Source organism: Pigmentiphaga sp. NML080357, from assembly GCF_002188465.1.
In the GTDB taxonomy this organism is placed as follows: domain Bacteria; phylum Pseudomonadota; class Gammaproteobacteria; order Burkholderiales; family Burkholderiaceae_B; genus Pigmentiphaga.
On the sequence record NZ_NINW01000012.1, the window covers coordinates 1 to 17,897 of the forward strand.

15 protein-coding genes and 2 tRNA genes are annotated in these 17,897 nt (G+C 66.4%); 16 read left to right on the top strand and 1 reads right to left on the bottom strand.

Translation table 11 applies throughout. From position 1 onward, the window contains the following. Positions 1 to 51: 51 nt before the first annotated feature. Positions 52 to 127: transfer RNA gene (locus tag CDO44_RS03110), tRNA-Gly, on the top strand. A gap of 93 nt (positions 128 to 220) precedes the next feature. On the opposite strand, the gene CDO44_RS03115 is transcribed toward CDO44_RS03110, so the two are convergent. After that, entirely contained in the window at positions 221 to 1,072 is an 852-nt protein-coding gene (locus tag CDO44_RS03115) for an oxidoreductase (RefSeq protein WP_087778830.1), read from the bottom strand. Between the two features lie 118 nt (positions 1,073 to 1,190). On the opposite strand from CDO44_RS03115, the gene CDO44_RS03120 reads away from it, so the two are divergent. The 15 genes from CDO44_RS03120 (at position 1,191) to CDO44_RS03185 (ending at position 17,358) form a co-directional block, all read left to right on the top strand. Continuing rightward, on the top strand, positions 1,191 to 2,096 hold the full coding sequence (locus tag CDO44_RS03120) for a LysR substrate-binding domain-containing protein (protein WP_087778832.1): 906 nt from the start codon (positions 1,191 to 1,193) through the stop codon (positions 2,094 to 2,096). A gap of 169 nt (positions 2,097 to 2,265) precedes the next feature. Next, positions 2,266 to 2,339 (top strand) — tRNA-Cys (locus CDO44_RS03125). 238 nt (positions 2,340 to 2,577) lie between these two features. Then, complete coding sequence (locus CDO44_RS03130) at positions 2,578 to 4,788, top strand: TonB-dependent siderophore receptor (RefSeq protein WP_087778834.1); 2,211 nt, start codon at positions 2,578 to 2,580, stop codon at positions 4,786 to 4,788. 235 nt (positions 4,789 to 5,023) lie between these two features. Beyond that, a complete protein-coding gene (locus CDO44_RS03135) occupies positions 5,024 to 5,866 on the top strand; it encodes a methionine ABC transporter ATP-binding protein (protein WP_087778836.1) in 843 nt (280 codons plus the stop codon). A gap of 2 nt (positions 5,867 to 5,868) precedes the next feature. Continuing rightward, positions 5,869 to 6,531: a methionine ABC transporter permease gene (locus CDO44_RS03140; protein WP_087778883.1), complete on the top strand. Its 663-nt coding sequence runs from the start codon at positions 5,869 to 5,871 to the stop codon at positions 6,529 to 6,531. Between the two features lie 62 nt (positions 6,532 to 6,593). Next, positions 6,594 to 7,409 (top strand): MetQ/NlpA family ABC transporter substrate-binding protein, encoded by an 816-nt coding sequence (locus CDO44_RS03145; RefSeq protein WP_087778838.1) that lies wholly within the window; start codon positions 6,594 to 6,596, stop codon positions 7,407 to 7,409. Between the two features lie 149 nt (positions 7,410 to 7,558). Next, positions 7,559 to 7,726, top strand: a complete 168-nt coding sequence (locus CDO44_RS27570) for a hypothetical protein (RefSeq protein WP_158213192.1) — start codon at positions 7,559 to 7,561, stop codon at positions 7,724 to 7,726. Between the two features lie 153 nt (positions 7,727 to 7,879). After that, positions 7,880 to 8,977, top strand: coding sequence for an ABC transporter ATP-binding protein (locus CDO44_RS03150; RefSeq protein ID WP_087778840.1), 1,098 nt, complete (start codon positions 7,880 to 7,882; stop codon positions 8,975 to 8,977). A 43-nt stretch (positions 8,978 to 9,020) separates the two neighbouring features. Further along, positions 9,021 to 9,986, top strand: a complete 966-nt coding sequence (locus CDO44_RS03155) for an ABC transporter substrate-binding protein (RefSeq protein WP_087778842.1) — start codon at positions 9,021 to 9,023, stop codon at positions 9,984 to 9,986. Positions 9,987 to 10,069: 83 nt separating this feature from the next. Beyond that, the gene (locus tag CDO44_RS03160; protein ID WP_087778844.1) at positions 10,070 to 11,734 is read left to right on the top strand and encodes an iron ABC transporter permease; all 1,665 of its coding nucleotides are present in this window, start codon (positions 10,070 to 10,072) and stop codon (positions 11,732 to 11,734) included. Between the two features lie 70 nt (positions 11,735 to 11,804). Further along, on the top strand, positions 11,805 to 12,485 hold the full coding sequence (locus tag CDO44_RS03165) for a GntR family transcriptional regulator (RefSeq protein ID WP_087778846.1): 681 nt from the start codon (positions 11,805 to 11,807) through the stop codon (positions 12,483 to 12,485). 27 nt (positions 12,486 to 12,512) lie between these two features. Beyond that, entirely contained in the window at positions 12,513 to 13,916 is a 1,404-nt protein-coding gene (locus tag CDO44_RS03170) for a malonyl-CoA decarboxylase domain-containing protein (protein ID WP_087778848.1), read from the top strand. 81 nt (positions 13,917 to 13,997) lie between these two features. Further along, the gene (locus CDO44_RS03175; protein ID WP_087778849.1) at positions 13,998 to 14,966 is read left to right on the top strand and encodes a tripartite tricarboxylate transporter substrate binding protein; all 969 of its coding nucleotides are present in this window, start codon (positions 13,998 to 14,000) and stop codon (positions 14,964 to 14,966) included. Continuing rightward, a complete protein-coding gene (locus CDO44_RS03180) occupies positions 14,966 to 15,820 on the top strand; it encodes an enoyl-CoA hydratase/isomerase family protein (RefSeq protein WP_087778851.1) in 855 nt (284 codons plus the stop codon). The genes CDO44_RS03175 and CDO44_RS03180 overlap by 1 nt, the downstream gene beginning before the upstream one ends. Further along, positions 15,817 to 17,358 carry a malonyl-CoA synthase gene (locus CDO44_RS03185; protein WP_087778853.1) on the top strand — a complete coding sequence of 514 codons (1,542 nt, stop codon included), beginning with the start codon at positions 15,817 to 15,819 and terminating at the stop codon, positions 17,356 to 17,358. The genes CDO44_RS03180 and CDO44_RS03185 overlap by 4 nt, the downstream gene beginning before the upstream one ends. Positions 17,359 to 17,897 lie beyond the last annotated feature (539 nt).

Consider the following 17,897-nt stretch of genomic DNA (forward strand, 5'->3'; position numbering starts at 1 on the left):
TTTCTTCTTTGCTATAGTTTCTTTCTCGCAGCAATACATGCTTCGAGAAATGCGGGAATAGCTCAGTTGGTAGAGCGCAACCTTGCCAAGGTTGAGGTCGCGAGTTCGAGACTCGTTTCCCGCTCCAGAATTCTTCCGTGGGGCGGTCCGGCCGCATCCATGGGCGCAGAAAAAAGGAGCCTCGGCTCCTTTTTTCGTTTCTACCGCGCCCGCCCATGGATCAAGCCGCCCGGGCCGCCGGCGCCGCGAAATCCGTGGAGACCGACACCGTTCGCCAGGCCGCCAGCAGCGCCGCGTCGCTCGCGTGTTTTTCTTCGATCGCCGCGACCGTATCGCTACCCAGCGGCAGCCTGACGGGCGGGGCAGGGGTATCGACGAAGGCGACGATCACGTCGGCCAGCTTCTCGGGATCGCCTGGCTGGGCGTGGCTGGCCCGCGCCGCGAAGCTGCGCACCGCGCCTGCGCTGGCGGCGTAGTCCTCGATCTGCAGCGGGCTGGTGCTCAGCGAGGTGCTGTCGAGGAAGTCGGTACGGAAATACCCCGGCTCGATCGCCGTCACGTGGATGCCCAGGGGGCCGAGTTCCGCCGCCAGTGCCTCGGTCAAGCCCTCCACCGCGAACTTCGTCGAGCAATACACCCCGAACCCCGGACCGCTGCGATAGCCGCCTATGGAAGACAGGTTCAGGATGCGGCCGGAGCGCTGGCGCCGCATGTGCGGCAGCACCGCGCGCGTGACGGCCAGCAGGCCGAAGACGTTGGTGCGATAGAGCGCCTCGACTTCGGCGCCGCTGGCTTCCTCCACCGCGCCCAGCAGGCCGTAGCCGGCGTTGTTGACCAGGATGTCGATGCGCCCGAAGCGCTCCACCGCGGCCTGGGCCGCTTCATGAGCCTGGGACTCGTCGGTGACGTCCAGCGGCAACGCCAGCAGGTTCGGATGGGCGCCAAAGCGTTCGGTCACGGCCTGCGGTTTGCGCGCGGTCGCGACGACCGCGTCGCCCTGGGCCAGTGCGCGTTCCACGATCAAGGCGCCAAAGCCGCGCGAGGCGCCGGTGATGAACCAGGTCTTCTTCATGTCTATCTCCTGAAAGGTTGGCGCCAGCGGATCCGGCCCCGTGCTTCGCATCGTAGGCTTTCCGATTTGATGAGAGAATGGCTTGATTTTTACATGCGATGATGAGGGAAATTCACCAATGTCCAAGATCGCCGCCGCCGACCTGAGCTGCTTTCTCGCCATTGCCCGACATAGGAATTTCCGCCGGGCGGCAGCTGAAATGGGCTGTACCCCTTCGGCGCTCAGCCACGCGCTGCGCAGCCTTGAAGAACGCATGGACCTGCGCCTGTTCAACCGCACGACGCGCAGCGTCGCGCTGACCGAGGCCGGAGAGCGCCTGTACGCCCGCGTCGCGCCGGCATTCCGCGACATCGACGACGCCCTCGAAGACCTCAACGCCTTGCGCGACAAACCCATGGGCACGCTGCGCATCAATGCGGCGCGGGCGGCCGCACAAATGGCGCTGCTGCCGGCGGTGACGAGCTTCCTGGCGAGTCATCCCGGCATCAAGGTCGAATTGGCCATCAACAACGCGCTGATCGACATGGTTTCCGAGGGATTCGATGCCGGGGTGCGCCTGGGCGAGACCTTGGCGCAGGACATGATCGCCGTCCCGCTAGGGCCGCGGCAGCGTTCGGCTATCGTCGCATCGCCTGCATTCTTCAAGCAGCATCCCAAGCCCTCGGTGCCGCAGCAGCTCAAGGCATTGCCGTGCGTGCGCCTGCGTTTCGCCGATGGCCGCTATTACGCATGGGAGTTCAAGCGCGGCGACGTTGAGCTTGCCGTGGACGTCGACGGTCCCCTTTCGGTCGACGACCAGGAACTGGCCATCGATGCCGCGCTGGCTGGTACGGGCCTGGCCTTCGCATTCGAGGCCCAGGTCGAGCATCTCATCCGCCGGCGCCGGCTCGTACGCGTGCTGGAAGAGTGGTGCCCCGACTATCCCGGCCTCTATCTCTACTATCCCAGCCGGCGACAGATGCCCGGCGCGCTGCGGGCGTTCGTCGAGCATCTGGGAAGGACGACGGCGTCGAAGCGGTCCTGACAAAGGGACGAAACGCCGCAATGGAAGGCCGCGGGATTGCCGCATTCCGGTTCCGTTTGCCACCAAGGTCGGGCCGATTCGCGAAGAATTACGGCTTCGTGTAAAATAGCGGGCTGTTCCAAGGAACTAGTTTCCAGGAACAAGACAGGGGAGTGCAGTTAACCCCCATGGCGCGTTAGCAAAGCGGTTATGCACCGGATTGCAAATCCGTGTAGGTCGGTTCGACTCCGGCACGCGCCTCCAGTATTCGCCCGCAAAATCGCCGTTCCCGCAGGGGGCGGCGATTTTCTTTTGTGGCTGCTGTTTCTTCTTGCATCGACCCGGCGGGTGAAGCGAAGCCGCTCCCGGAGCGGCGCGCGGTTCCTGCTCGCGGTTGCTGAATTGGACGGCCAATTCAATGCGTTGCGTAGGTCTCCCAGCGCACGCAGTTTCTTGATTACGTTTTTATAAATAAAAACAGTTATCATTTTGATTTATATTAATGATAATTCACCTTCATCGAACGAGACTCCCGTTGGATATTTCCGCCCGCCGCCCCAACTGCCACGCAGGCCAAGCTCGCATCGTGCCGCCGGTCCGTTCCGTTCTCACCCTTGCCCTCGCGTTGGCCTTCGCGCACCAGACAGCCGCAGCCGATGCCGGTGCAGTCGCACAGGGCGAAGCTCGGGACTCGGCCCAGCAGCTTCCCACCATCTCGGTGACCGCGACGGGGGAGTCCGGCACGCTTCAGAACCTCGATGCGCCGGTCAACGCCGGCGCGCTGGGCAACCTCACCCAACTGGAGACGCCGTTCTCGACGACGGTGGTCACGCATAGCGACCTGGACGAGCGGCCGGTGGTCAAGCTGGGCGACTTGTTCGTCACCGATGCGTCGGTGTCCGACAACAGCGGCGCGCACGGTGCATGGGCAAGCTACCTGACCGTGCGGGGGCTGCAGCTGGATTGGCAAAATGCCTTCCGCATCGACGGCAAGCCGTTCCTCAGCTATGCCACCACGCCGCCTTTCGAGCATTTCGAGCAGGTCGAGCTGCTCAAGGGGGCTTCGGGCTTCATGTACGGATTCGGCTCGCCCGGAGGGCTGGTCAACTATGTGACGAAGAAGCCGACCAGCCAGCCGGTGCGCAGCGTGAGCCTGGGCTTTTCCTCCGACAGCATCTGGCGCCAGCACGTGGACCTGGGCGGCCGGGCGGGCGGGGAAGATCGGTTCGGCTACCGGCTGAACGCCACGCACGAGCAAGGCCATCTTTACAACGGCGGCTCGCTCAAGCGCAATGCGGTATCGCTGGCGCTGGATGCCAGGCTGACAGACCGGCTCACCTGGGACTTCCAGTCTCTGTACCAGGACAAGAAGGTCGACGGGCTGGAGCCGACGATCTACACGGCGAGCATGGCCGGTCCCGCACTGCCGCGGCCGATCCGGGACAGCGACCGCACGCTGGTAGGCAACGGCCCGTTTCTGAACAACGAATTCCAGTTCTATTCGACCGGTCTCAAGTATCGCCTCGCGTCCGACTGGGTGTTGAGCACCAGCTATAGCCACAGCACGACCCGCACCCGCCGCAACGAGTCGGTGCTGTTTCTCAAGGACGGCCTGGGAAACTATGACGACTACCGCTCGGATTATGCCGAGCGCTACGCCTTCGACCAATGGCAGGCCATGGTGCAGGGCAGCTTCGCGACCGGACCGCTGGAGCACCAGGTCGTGGTGGGCACGTCATGGCAGAAGCAGCGGAACGACTACAGCGTGAGCGGCGTCTATGCATTGACGGGCACCGGTTCGCTGTGGTCGCAGAACACCAATTCGTACTATCCCCCGGGCGGGCTGGATCTGTACCGCGCCGGACAGATCACGCAGAAGGCTGTCTTCGCCAGTGATACGGTCAAGCTATCGGAACGCTGGTCGGTGCTGGCTGGCGTGCGCCATACCAAATTCAGGCAGGAAAACTATACCGTCGCGGGTGCCACGTCCTCCGTCTACGACAAGAACAGCACTACGCCTACCGTGGCGCTCATGTTCAGGCCGGATGCGCAGACCATGGCCTATGCGAGCTACGTCGAGTCGCTGGAGCAGGGCGCGACGGTGGGCAGCGTCTACGTCAACCGGGGCGAGACGCTGAGTCCCCTCAAGAGCAAGCAATACGAAGTGGGCATCAAAACCGAGCGTAGCGGGTGGGCGGCTACGGCGGCGCTGTTCCGCATCGAGCGAGCAGCCGAATACGCCAACGCGGCCAACGAGCTGGTGCAGGATGGTCTGTCGATCTACCAGGGGCTGGAGCTGGGCGCTTCTTCCCGGTTCGGAGCGTGGCGCGTGGGCGGCAACCTGATGCTGCTCGACACGGAGTACCGGAGGGGGACGGACTACACCGGCAACCGGGTGGCCGGCACGCCACGCTTCATCGCCGCGGGACAGGTGGCGTACAGCGTGCCGCAAGTGCCGGGCCTCACGCTGCGGGCGGACTTCAAATACACCGGCAGCACGATGTTGCGTCCGGCCAATGACGTGCGGGTAGCCGGCTATACCATCGTCAATGTGGGGGTCGGCTACGAAACCCGTATCGGCGGCTACGAGACGATCTTCCGGGCAGCGGTCACCAACCTGGCTGACAAGCGCTATTGGGAATTCCAGTACGCCGATTACGTAAAGCCCGGCTATCCGCGCGCGCTGACGCTGGGCGCGACGCTGAAGTTCTGAATCGCCGGCAAGCGACGCTCGAGACGGGACGGGTATCGCCGCGGATGGGCGCGGCGCCCGCCTGCTTATGCGTATTTGTTGGAAAGCCGGACTACCTAATAAAGAAATAGAATATACATAGGAAAATTGTGTCGTTCCCCGCAGGCGGCGCTTGCCCCATACTGCGGTGTTACAGTTGGCGGCCGTCGTGTTCCCGCGCCGTTCAGGCGGGGACCCTGCCGCCTTGTCTTTTTCTATGAATTCGAATCCTTCTCTTTCCGCATCGCCGCTCATCCGGCTGGAGGCGGTCAGCAAGACGTTCACGCTACCCGACGGACGCGCGTTCGAGGCCGTGAAGTCCGTATCGCTCGACATGGCCGAGGGGCGCGTGTTCGGCTTGATCGGCAAAAGCGGCGCGGGCAAGTCCACCTTGCTGCGCATGATCAATCTGCTGGAACGCCCGGACGCGGGCAGGGTGCTGGTCGACGGCCGCGACCTCACGCAGTTATCCAAGCGCGAGCTGCGCGAGACCCGGCAGGGCATAGGCATGATCTTCCAGCAGTTCAACCTGTTGCAGAACGCCAGCGTCTACGAGAACGTCGCGTTTCCCCTCAAACTGCATGGCAATCGTGGCAGGGCCGCGATCGAGGCCCGCGTGCGCGAGTGCCTGGAAGTGGTCGGCCTGACCGAAAAAATCCACAACTACCCCGCGCAGTTGTCGGGCGGGCAGAAGCAGCGGGTGGCCATTGCCCGGGCGCTGGCGCCGCATCCCAAGGTACTGCTGTGCGACGAGCCCACCTCGGCGCTCGATACCGAAACCACGCGCTCCGTGCTGGATACGCTGCGCGAGATCAACCAGCGCCTGGGCGTGACCATCGTCATCGTCACCCACGAGCTGTCCGTGGTGCATGCGCTGTGCGACCACGTCGCCGTGCTCGAGAACGGCCAGCTGGTCGAACGCTTCGACGTGGACGACCATGCGACGCCGCGCGTCAGCACGCTGGGCCGCGAGCTTGCCCAGGAGCAGGTGCGCGAAGACATCCTCAAGGAACACGCCGCCCGCATCGAGGCGGCGGGACCGACCTCGCAGGCCGCATGACCATGTCCGAAAACATTCTTGCCATTCTTCCCGAACTCTGGGTGGCCATCGGCCAGACCTTCCTGATGCTCGGCATCGGCCTGTCGGCCGCGATCCTGGTCGGCGGCCCGCTGGGCGTGCTGCTGTTCCTGCTGGGGCCGGGGCAGTCGCTCGACAACCGGCCGGCCTATCTGGTGCTGAGCTGGATCGTCAATACGGTGCGCTCTTTTCCGTTCATCATCCTTCTGGTGGCGCTGGTCCCGGTCACCCGAGTCATCGCCGGCACGTCGATCGGGCCGCTGGCGGCATCGGTACCCTTGTCGGTGGCGGCCATTCCGTACTTCGCGCGCCTGGTGGAGCAAAGCATCCGCGAAGTGCCGCGCGGCGTCATCGAGGCCGCCCACGCCATGGGTGCTTCCGAACTGCAGATCGTCTGGCGGGTGCTGGTGCGCGAGGCGCGGTCCGGGCTGATCCTGGCGCTGACCGTGCTGGCGGTGAGCTTTCTTTCCTATTCGGCGATCGCCGGCGTGGTGGGCGGGGGCGGGATCGGCGACCTCGCGATCCGCTATGGCTACTATCGCTTCCAGACCGACGTCATGCTGCTGACCGTGGCGCTGCTGATCGTGCTGGTGCAGATCATCCAGTTCGGCGGCAACGCGCTGGCCCACAGGCTGGACCGGCGCTGACCGTCTTGTTATCGAAGGCACGGGTGTCCGTGCCGGCAACTTCATCTCCTAGGAATCCGTCGATGTCATCCCTACGCCGCAAATTCGTCCTCGGTACCGCCGCCGCCGTCCTCGCGCTGGGCGCCGCCGCCGGCCATGCCGCCGACCCCGCCAAGAAAGACCTCGTGTTCGGCGCGACCGCCGGCTACAACTACGACGTGCTCAAGCTCGGCATCGTGCCGCAGCTGGAAAAGCAGGGCTACAAGGTCAAGCTGGTCGAGTTCAACGACTACGTGCAACCCAACCTGGCGCTGGCGCAAGGCTCGCTGGACGCCAACCTGTTCCAGCACATCGCCTACCTGAACCGTTTCAAGGCCGATCAGAAGCTGGACCTGGTCGACCTGGTGCAAAGCACCACCGCGCCCATGGGCATCTATTCGAAGTCGCGCAAGAGCCTGGCGGACGTCAAGGAGGGCGATCGCTTCACGTTGCCCAACGACCCGAGCAATCTGGCGCGCGCTTTGCTGTTGCTGCAGCAGAATAAGGTGATTACGGTGAAGGCCGATGTGGATCCGCTGCGGGTCACGGAGAAGGATCTCGCTTCCAACCCCAGGAAGATCAAGCTGCAGCCGGTCGAGGCCGCGCAATTGCCGCGTACGGTGGGGGACGTCGAGTTCGCCGTCGTGCCGGGCAACTTCGCCATTGCCTCGGGCCTGAAACTCACCAGCGCCGTCGCGCTGGAAACGCCGCCGGTGCAATTCCAGCAGGTCGTGGCGATCCGCCGCGCCGACCAGGACAAGCCCTGGGCCAAGGATCTTGCCGCGGCGTTCAAGTCGCCGTTCTTCAAGGGGGTGCTGGACAAGGATTTCCCCGGCTACGTTCGTCCGGCTGGGCTGTGATCGGGGGGGGGGGGCCGCGCCGCCCGAAACACATCGGGCGCGGGTCCTTTTCCTTTCTTTGCAGTACGACCTTCGGGCTATGGATGCCGTAACGGGACGAATTTAGACTCACGCTGCGTTTCATCGCAATCCCGAGGAGTCTCGAAACCATGGAAGTCCGCGATCCTGAGCGCAAATCCGGCCTTGTCTATCTGAAGCGATTGCGCGACCTCCTGCTGCTGGCAGGGTTCTCCTACGCCTTCATGTGGGCAGTCGTGAAATTCGGCGCCACGTGCCCGGCGGTGCTCGATCATTTCGTGATCAGTTCGGTGTTCTAGAGCCGGGGGGGGGGTGGGCTTCCCTCGCCCGAAGGGGTGGGCCCTGTCATAATCCAGTCATTCAGCGGACATAGTATTTACACGATCCTACGGCGCCGTGCCGAGGCTCGTGCGAGCCGGCGCGCCGTGGCGTTTTTTTGCCCGCGTCCACCTGTGTCCGATTCCGCTTCCCTTCCATTCCCAGCTTCTTCCCCCGGCGCCGCGATCGATATCGAGGGCCTGGTGCAGCGCTTCGCCAACCAGACCATTCTGGATGGCATCGACATCCGGCTCGAACCGGGCAAGGTGCTCGCCTTGCTCGGTCCGTCGGGATGCGGCAAGACGACGCTGCTCAAACTGCTGGCGGGACTGAGCCGGCCGGTTGCGGGCCGCATCGCCATCGGCGGGACCACGGTCGCCGACGACAGGACTTTCGTTCCCCCCGAAAAGCGCGGGCTGGGCATGGTGTTCCAGGACTATGCGCTGTGGCCGCACATGAGCGTGGGGGCCAATGTGGCCTTTCCACTGGAAGTGCGGGGCACGGCCCGCCGCGAACGTAGCGAGCGCGTCGCCCGGGCGCTGCGGATGGTGGGGTTGGCCGGCTACGAGGAGCGCGCGCCCGGCAGCCTGTCGGGCGGGCAGCAGCAGCGCGTGGCGCTGGCGCGGGCGGTGGTGGCGCGGCCGCGCGTGCTGTTGTTCGACGAGCCGCTTTCCAACCTGGACCGCGACCTGCGCGAAAGCCTGTGTGGCGAGATCGGGCAGCTGCTGCGCGAGCTCGGCACGACCGCGGTGTACGTCACCCACGATCATGAAGAGGCCTTCGCGCTGGCTGATACCGTGGCCGTCATGCGCGCGGGCAAGGTCTGCCAGATCGCCCCGCCCGAGCTGCTGGTGAACGAACCCGCCAGTCCGGACGTGGTCGAGTTCCTCAAGCTCGGCGCCTTGCGGCAGGGCGTGCGCACCGAGCGCGGCTGGCGGCTTGCCGGCGGACTGGAACTGATCTGCCCGGATTCCATGCCGGGCGGACCGTCGGGTCCGGGCCACCTTTTCATTCCGCATGCCGCCTTGAGGTCCGGCGAACGCCAAGCATTGCGCGGTCACGTCGTCGCCCAGCGCTTCCGTGGCGGGCACTATGCGACCACGGTACGCGTGGGCAGCGACCACGACGCGTTCGAACTGGCATGGCTCACCGATCGGCGCATGCCTGCCCTGCATCCCGTGGGCCTGGATCTCGACTGGAGCCGGTTGCGCTGGTTTCCCCAGGCGGCATGAATCCTTTCCCGGCGATATGCCGTTTCTCGACTCAGGAATCTCGATGATGAAACTCAAGCCTTTGATGGGCGCGCTCGCGCTCGGTGCGATGCTGGCCGCCGGCCCGGTCCAGGCGCTCACGGTCTATACCGCCGGTCCCGGCGGACTGATCAAGCAACTGGCCGACGACTTCAAGAAAGAAACCGGTATCGCGGTGGATGTGTTCCAGGCCGATACCGGCAAGGTGATGGCTCGCCTGGAGGCCGAGGCTTCGAATCCCAAGGCCGACGTGGTGATCTCGGCGTCATGGGACAGCGCGCTGGACCTGGACAAGCGCGGCTGGCTGCTGCCCTACGTCAGCCCGAACGCCGCGCAGGTGCCGGCGGCCTATAAGGGACCGAGCTATGTGGCGCAGGGCCTGTCGGCGCTGGCCATAGCCTGGAACACCAAGAGCGGCACGCCGCGGCCGGCCGATTGGAGCGATCTCGCGCGGCCCGAGTTCAAGGGCCTGGTCAACATGCCGGATCCGGCGCAATCGGGCACCGCGCTCGAATTGCTTTCCGGCCTGCAGTCGGCGCGCGGAGACGCGGCCTGGCGCCTGTTCCAGGACCTCAAGCGCAACGACATGGCAATCGCGGGCGCCAACGCCCAGGCCATGAACCCGGTTCTGCAGGGCGCCAAGGCGGCGGTCTTCGGCGCTGTGGACTACGTGGCGCTGGACAATCAGGCCAAGGGGGAGAGCATCGAGGTCATCTTCCCTTCGAGCGGTACCGTCGTGGCGGGCCGGCCGATGATGATACTGAAGTCGAGCCGGCAGCAGCAGGAGGCCAAGCGCTTCGTCGATTTCGTGCTTTCGGACGCCGGGCAGGCCCGCGTGGCGGCGACCTACCTGATTCCCGCGCGCCAGGACGTGAAAGCCAAGCGCCCGATGATCAAGGACATCAAGACGCTGCCGATGGAAGACGATGCGCAGCGCGCCGGCCGCCAGTCGCTGCTGGAGCGCTTTACGGCGCTGTTCGGCCGCAAGTGACGGCCCGGGCGCCCGCATGGGCGTCCGCCGCCAGCGGCCATCCATCCATTTTTCATCGTTAGTCGAGCAAGAGGCGGGCATCGATGCGCGCAAACACGTTGTTGGTGGGCGCGGCCGTGTCCGCCCTGGGCGTCCTGGTGGCGATGCCGCTGGGCTTCGTCCTGCTGCAGGCGATCTTTCCCACCCTGGCGCAGGGCTCGCTGGCCCAGCCGTTTTCCCATCTCGCCCGTACGCTGAGCGATCCCGTGCTCGTCGAGCTCACGCTCAACACGCTCAAGCTCGGGGCGTGCGTGGTGCTGGCGGCGGCCGCCGTCGGCATCCCGTTGGGGACGCTGCGCGGGCTGTTCGAGGTGCCGGGCGCCAGGCTCTGGGATGTGCTGATGCTGGTGCCCTTCATGATCCCGCCGTACATCAGCGCGCTCGGCTGGATCATGCTGCTGCAGCCGCGCGGCTACCTGCAGCAGCTGCTGGGCGTGCATGCCGGCCCGGCCCTGTTTTCGTTCGGCGGCGTGGTGTTCGTGATGACGCTGAACGTGGTGCCGGTGGTCTATTTCGCAGTGTCGCGCACCATGGCCGCCTCGGGTTCGCGCCTGGCCCAGGTCGGGCGGGTGTGCGGCGGCGGCGCCTGGCGCTGCTTCTGGCGCATCACGCTGCCCCTGGCCTTGCCCGGCATCGCCGCCAGCCTGCTGCTGGTGTTCGCGATGGCGATCGAGGAATACGGCACGCCGGCTGCGCTGGCGGCCAATGCCGGCTTCTTCGTGCTGGTGACCGGCATCGAGCGCCGCTTCTCCGAATGGCCCATCGACCTGCCGGGCGCTTCCGTGCTGTCGCTGATCCTGGTCGTGCTGGCCATGCTGGCCTTCGCCTGGCAGCGCCGCCTGGTGAAGGGGCGCGGCTACGAGACCACCACGGGCAAACCCATGCGTGGCGAAGCCGTGCCGCTGGGCGCATGGCGCTGGCCCGTGGCCGGGTTGTTCGCCGCCACGGTGGCCGTCGCCACTTTCGCGCCGCTGTTCGCCATTGCCGCGACGGCGTTCAGCAGGACGCTCTCGGGCGGACTCGCCGTGGACAACCTCTCGCTGGTCCATTTCAAGGCCATCGCCGCCGGCGGCAGCGAGGCCTCGCGGGCGCTCGTCACGAGCCTGGCGCTGGGCGTGGGCGCCGCGGCTGCGACCGGCCTCATCGGGGTGCTAGTCGCCTATTGCGTGGTCAAGACGCGCACCCGCGGCAGGGTCGTGCTCGACGCCCTCGCGGTGCTGCCCAACACCATGCCTGGCGTGGTCGTCGGCGTGGGCCTGATCCTGGCGTGGAACCAGGCATTCTGGCCGGCTACGCCCTACAACACCTGGGGCATCCTGCTGCTGGCCTACTGCTGCCTGCTGCTGCCGTATCCCGTCCGCTATTCCCACGCGGCCCTCATGCAGATCGGCGACAGCCTGGAGGCGGCCGCCCGGGTGCACGGGGCAGGGGCCGTCACCGCGCTGGCGCGCATCCTCCTGCCGCTTCTGGCGCCCAGCCTGGGCGCCGCGATGCTGCTCGTCTTCGCCGTGGCCTCGCGCGAACTGGTCGCCTCGCTGCTGCTTGCGCCGACCGGCGTGCAGACGGTGTCGCTGTTCATCTGGCGGCAGTTCGAGCAGGGTTCGGTGGGGCAGGGCATGGCCATGAGCCTGGTCACCGTAGCCCTGACCACGACCTTGATGGTGGTGGCGACCCTCTGGCTGGATCGCCGGCAGGGACGGGATGTGTAGCGGCATGGCATTAACTGTGTATTTATAAAAAGTTCTTGTATACAAGAAGCGATGGTGGCAAGATGGCCTCATGTCATCCCGCCCGCCTGCCTCCGCCGACAAGAAGCGTTCGGAAACGCTGCGCGAAACCATCGAAGAGCTGATCGCCGTCGGCGAGCTGTCGCCGGGCGATCCGCTGGACGAGACCGTGCTGGCGAACCGCTTCGGCGTCTCGCGCACGCCCATCCGCGAAGCCTTGATCCAGCTCGCCTCGGCCGGCTTGGTGGAAATGCGTCCCCGCCGAGGCGCGCTGGTGGCGCAGATCGGTCCGCAGCGGCTGATCGAGATGTTCGACGTAATGGGCGAACTTGAAGCCATGTGCGCGCGGCTGGCTGCCCGCCGCATGACCGCCGACGACCACCGGCGCCTGCTGCAGGCCCACCAGGCATGCCAGGCTTCGCGCGACGCCGGCGACGCGAACGCCTATTACTACCTGAACGAGATCTTCCATCGCACCGTCTATGAGCTCGGCTGCAATGGCTTCCTGACCGAGGAGGCGATCAAGTTGCATCGGCGCCTGGGCCCGTACCGGCGCCTGCAATTGCGGGTACGAGACCGCATCGCCACTTCCTACGATGAACACGAAGGCATCGTGCAGGCGCTGCTGGCTGGCGATGCCACGCTGGCCGCCGAACGCGCCCGCGACCACGTGGTGGTGCAGGGCCAGCGCTTTGCCGATCTGATGGCCTCGCTGGCGAGGCAAGCGGGCTGATGGTTTTCTGACGAGGACGGAAAAGGCATGAACGAGACGCTGAACCGCGACCGCCACGATACCGAGGACGTCCGGCCCGCCGCGCCGGCGCCCGATCCCCAGCCCGCGCAGTCGCTGCTGGCCCGCTGGAGCAAGTGGCTGGGCGGACGGCCGCAGGGCGCCGCGGATCCCTCCCGGCCTGCCGAGACATCCGCGCTTTCCGCGCGAGAAGCCAACCGGCTGCGAACCCTGCTGCAACCATGCTTTCAGGCGCGGCTGACCGACGTGGCGGCGAACCGGGCCGCGCGCGCCTGGCAAGAGCAGTACCGGGAGGCGGATGCCCAGCGGCGCGGGGCGATGCTGGGCATCCTGGCGGAGGTCGGTTCCTCGGCGCCGGCGCCGGCCGATGCAGGCAAGGAGGCTCCATCGGATCTCTCGCGCGCGCTCTCGCATGCCCGTGTGCGCTTCTTCAAGCGCCTGAATGCGCTGCCCGATGGCCTGCCGTTCCTGCTGGCCTTGCGTACCGACATGCTGGCCTGGCGCGGGCGGATTCCCGCCTTGCAGGCGCTGGATGCCGACCTGGAAGGGCTGCTGTCGAACTGGTTCGACGTGGGCCTGCTGGAGCTGCGGCGCATGACCTGGGATTCCCCCGCCTCGCTGCTGGAAAAACTCATCGTCTACGAGGCCGTGCATGAGATCGCGTCGTGGACCGACCTGCGCAACCGGCTCGATTCCGATCGCCGCTGCTATGCGTTCTTCCACCCGCGCATGCCGAACGAGCCGCTGATCTTCGTCGAGGTCGCGTTCTGCGCCGAGATGGCGGACAACGTGCAGAGCCTGCTCGACGAAAGCGCGCCCATGGAGAACCTGGACAAGGCGCGCTGGGCGATCTTCTATTCCATTTCCAATACCCAGCAGGGCCTGCGCGGCGTAAGCTTCGGCAATTTCCTCCTGAAGCGGGTGATCGAGGAATTGAACGCCGAATTGCCCAAGATCAAGCGCTTCGCCACGCTTTCGCCCATGCCGGGCTTTTGCGACTGGTTGAAGAAGCTGGACGGGGAGCGTATTGCGGAGCTGGCCAAGGCGGAGAAGAACGGCGGTGCTGGCGCCGAGGGCGGCAGCGGCGCGGATGTGCTGGCACGCATCCAGCAGGCGGTGGAGGCGGGCGCGCCGCAGCCGGCCGTGCAGGCGCTGGCCATGCGCCTGGCGGCACGCTACCTCGTGGAACGCAAGGGGCCGCTCCCGCTGGATTCGGTGGCCCGCTTCCACCTGGGCAACGGCGCCCGCATCGAACGCCTGAACTGGAAGGCGGACCTCTCTCGCAAGGGCCGCGCCCAGTCGTGCGGCCTGATGGTGAATTACGTATACGAGCTCGACGCCCTGGACGCCAACCTCGCCAAGCTGGGCGACGGCCGGCCCGAAACGAGCAGGAGCTTTGCCCGGCTGCTCTGATCGCCGGCGTTCGAAGAAACCAGACAAGAACTGGCGCAGCCAGCATGCAGCACCTTCATACCAGAAGAGAGGAGACAGGAGATGAAACGCAGCATTGCCTTGATCGCCTGCTTGGTGGGCGCGGCCGTTGGCGGCCATGCGGTGGGAGCGGAGGCCTGGCCATCCAAGGCCGTCACCATCATCGTGCCATTCCCGGCCGGCGGCGGCACGGACGCTTTCGTGCGTCCGCTGGCGCAGCAGTTGTCGACCCAGCTCGGCCACACCGTGGTCGTGGACAACCGCGGCGGCGCCGGCGGCACCGTGGGGGCGGCGATCGCGGCGCGCGCGGCGCCCGACGGCTACACCTTCTTCGTGGGGGGCGCGCATCACGCCATCGCACCGTCGTTCTACAAAGGGCTGACCTACGACATTGAAAAGGATTTCGTGCCCGTCACCCTCATCGCCCAGCCGCCGCAGATCATCGTGGCGGCGCCCACCGAACCCTTCAACGACCTGAAAGGGCTGGTGGCTTTGGCGCGCAGCCAGCCCGGGAAGCTGAACTTCGGCTCGGCGGGCAACGGCACCTCGCACCACCTGGCCGGCGAGTTGTTCAAGCTGCAGACCAAGGTGGACATCGCCCACGTGCCGTACACCGGCGCCGGACCGATGCTGCTGGCGCTGATGGGCAGCCAGGTGGACCTGGCCTTCGATGGCCTGGGATCGTCGGCCCAGCATATCCGCGGCGGCAAGATCAAGCCCATCGCGGTGGCGGCGCCGCAGCGCTCGTCCGCCTTCCCCGACGTGCCCACGGCCGCCGAGGCCGGCTTGCCCGGGTATGAAGTCTCGACCTGGTACGCCATGTGGGCACCCAAGGGCACGCCCCAGCCCATCGTCGAACGCATGTACGCCGAGGTGCAGAAGGCGCTCGAGACGCCGGAGATCAAGAAGGTCTGGCTCGGCAACGGCTCCGAAGTGCCGCGCTATACCAGCGCGGAATTCGGCAAGTACCTGCATGATGAGGTGCGGCGCTGGGCCAAGGTTGCCAAGGACGCGGGCATCAAGGCCGACTGATGGACGAGACCGCCGCTCCGGATCCGGGCGCCGCCGGCTCCGCGTCCGCGGGCCGCATCGACATCGCGCGCGAGGACAGTGTGCTGACGCTCACGCTCGCGCATCCGGGCAAGCTCAATGCGTTGACCGCGGGCATGTGGCGGGCGCTCGCCGCCGCCATGGGAGAGGCCGCAAGCCAGCCCGGACTGCGCGCCGTGGTCATCCGTGGCGCCGACGGCCATTTCGCCGCCGGTGCCGACATCGCGGAATTCCCGGTGGAACGGGGCAGCCGCGAGTCGGTGCGCCACTATCACGAGCACGTCATCGCCCCGGCGTTGCGCGCGATTGCCGAGTGCCCGCTGCCGACGGTGGCGATGGTGCAGGGCGTGTGCGTGGGCGGCGGCCTGGAGATCGCGTGCAGCTGCGACCTGCGCATCGCGGCGCGAAGCGCGCGCATCGGGGCTCCCATAGGCCGGCTCGGTTTTCCGATGGCGCCTGCCGAGCTGGCGGGCCTGCTGGCCGTGGCAGGCCGCGCCGTCACGTTGGAACTGCTGCTGGAAGGCCGCATCCTCGATGCCGCGGAAGCCTACGCCAAAGGGCTCTTGACGCGGGTGGTGGACGACGCGGAGCTGGGGGCGGAAACCACCCGTACCCTGCGCCGCATCGCAGCCGGCGCACCGTTGGCCGCCACGCTCAACAAGCGCATGGTGCGGCGACTGCAACCGTCCGAGCCGCTGGATGATGCCGAGCTCGACGCATTCTTTTCCTATAGCGATACCCGCGATCATCGCGAAGGCGTGGCGGCGTTCCTGGCGGGACGCACGCCCGACTTCGGCGCTGACGCGCCATTACCTGAGAACGAAGACGATAGATGAACGACGCGAATCTCTACTCCTTGCTGGCGAGCGGTTTTCCCGCCGACCGGGACACGTTGTGCATCGAGGCTCCCGGGGCCGGCGACTACACCTGGCGCGATGTCGAGGCGGAAACGGCGCGCATGGCCAACCTGCTGCAGTCGCTGAAGCTTCCCGAGGGCGCCCGCGTGGCGGTCCACGTCGAGAAATCGCCCGAGGCGTTGCTGCTGTATCTGGCCACGCTGCGGGCCGGCTACGTCTACCTGCCGCTGAACACCGCCTACCAGGAAGCCGAGATCGACTATTTCCTGGGCGACGCGGAGCCCTCCGTGGTCGTGTGCGCCAGCAAGAACCTGGAGTGGGTGCGGCGCTGCGCGCAGCGCGCCGGTACGCCCCACGTCTACACGCTGGACGACGACCAGACCGGCACGCTGCTCGACGCCGCCCGGCAGGCCTCGCCGGAGCATGCGGTCGTCGAGCGCGGCGAGGACGACCTCGCGGCGATCCTCTACACCTCCGGGACGACCGGACGCAGCAAGGGCGCCATGCTGACCCATGGCAACCTTGCCTCCAACGCGCGCGTGCTGCACGCCTATTGGGGCTGGCGCGCCGATGACGTATTGCTCCACATGCTGCCCATCTTCCACGTGCACGGCCTGTTCGTGGCGGCGCACGGCGCGCTGCTGGCCGGCGCGAAGATGATCTGGCTGCCCAGGCTGGACGTGGCCGCGGCGCTGCGCGAGCTGCCGCGCAGCACGGTGATGATGGGCGTGCCAACCTATTACGTGCGGCTGCTGGCCGAGCCGGGCTTCGGCCGCGAAACCTGCCGCAACATGCGATTGTTCGTCTCAGGCTCGGCGCCGCTGCTGATGGAAACCTTCAATGCCTTCCGCGAACGCAGTGGCCATACCATCCTGGAGCGCTACGGCATGAGCGAGACGGTCATGCTGGTGTCCAACCCTTACGATCCGGCGCTGGGCGAGCGGCTGGGCGGCACGGTCGGCATGCCGCTGCCCGGCGTGTCCGTGCGGGTGGTGGACGAAGCCGGCGCGCCGTGCCCGCCCGGCGAGATCGGCAACATCGAGGTACGCGGGCCCAACGTGTTCAAGGGCTATTGGCGGATGCCGGAAAAGACCAGGCAGGAGTTCACCGGGGACGGCTGGTTCAAGACGGGCGACGTCGGCCGCTGGGGCGGCGAGTCCGGCGGCCGGCCGGTGCCGGACAACTACCTGTCCATCGTCGGCCGCAGCAAGGACCTCATCATCTCGGGCGGCTTCAACGTCTATCCGAAGGAAATCGAGAGCTTCATCGACGACATGCCCGGCGTGGCCGAGAGCGCGGTCATCGGCGTGCCGCATCCGGATTTCGGCGAAGCGGTAGTGGCGGTGGTGGTACCGCAGAAAGGGGCAAAGCTGGACGAGGCAGCGATGATTGCCGCACTCAAGGGCAAGATCGCCAATTTCAAGGTGCCCAAGCGCGTGCACGTGGTGGATGAATTGCCGCGCAATACGATGGGCAAGGTGCAGAAGAATGTGTTGCGGCAGACATATGGAGGGTAGGAGGGCCCACCCCCTCCGCGCTGACGCGCGTCCCCCTCAAGGGGGCGGCGCTGGCGGACCGGCAAAGCCGGATCCGCGGCGCCCTGGATCTAGTACCGCTTTCTCCAATTGCCACACCGTTGCTACCGCTGGCAGCCAGCGAAGCACAGGTGCCTCAATCCAAGACGGCGGTCCTAGACCCAGGATGCGGTGGATCCGGCTCCGCCGGTCCACCCGCATCGCCCCCTTGAGGGGGCGCCCGAAGGGCGTAGGGGGGGCCTCCCTTCCGGTCCGCCCGCATCGCCCCCTGGGGGCGCGCGTCAGCGCGTAGGGGGGACCTCAGATACAATAGCGCCCGTGCGCCCGTGACGAAATTGGTAGACGTAGCGGACTTCCGTACAAGTGGAGTGCCTCGGATGAAAGTCCGGGAGTAGAACCCGTCAAATTCGGCGAACCCCTGGCACGGGAACGCCGAGCCAAGCAGGCGGCCTATCGCGGCTGCCGGGCGTGTGTAGAGACTCGACGGCGGGGACCTAAGGCAGGCGCGGCATCGATCATGC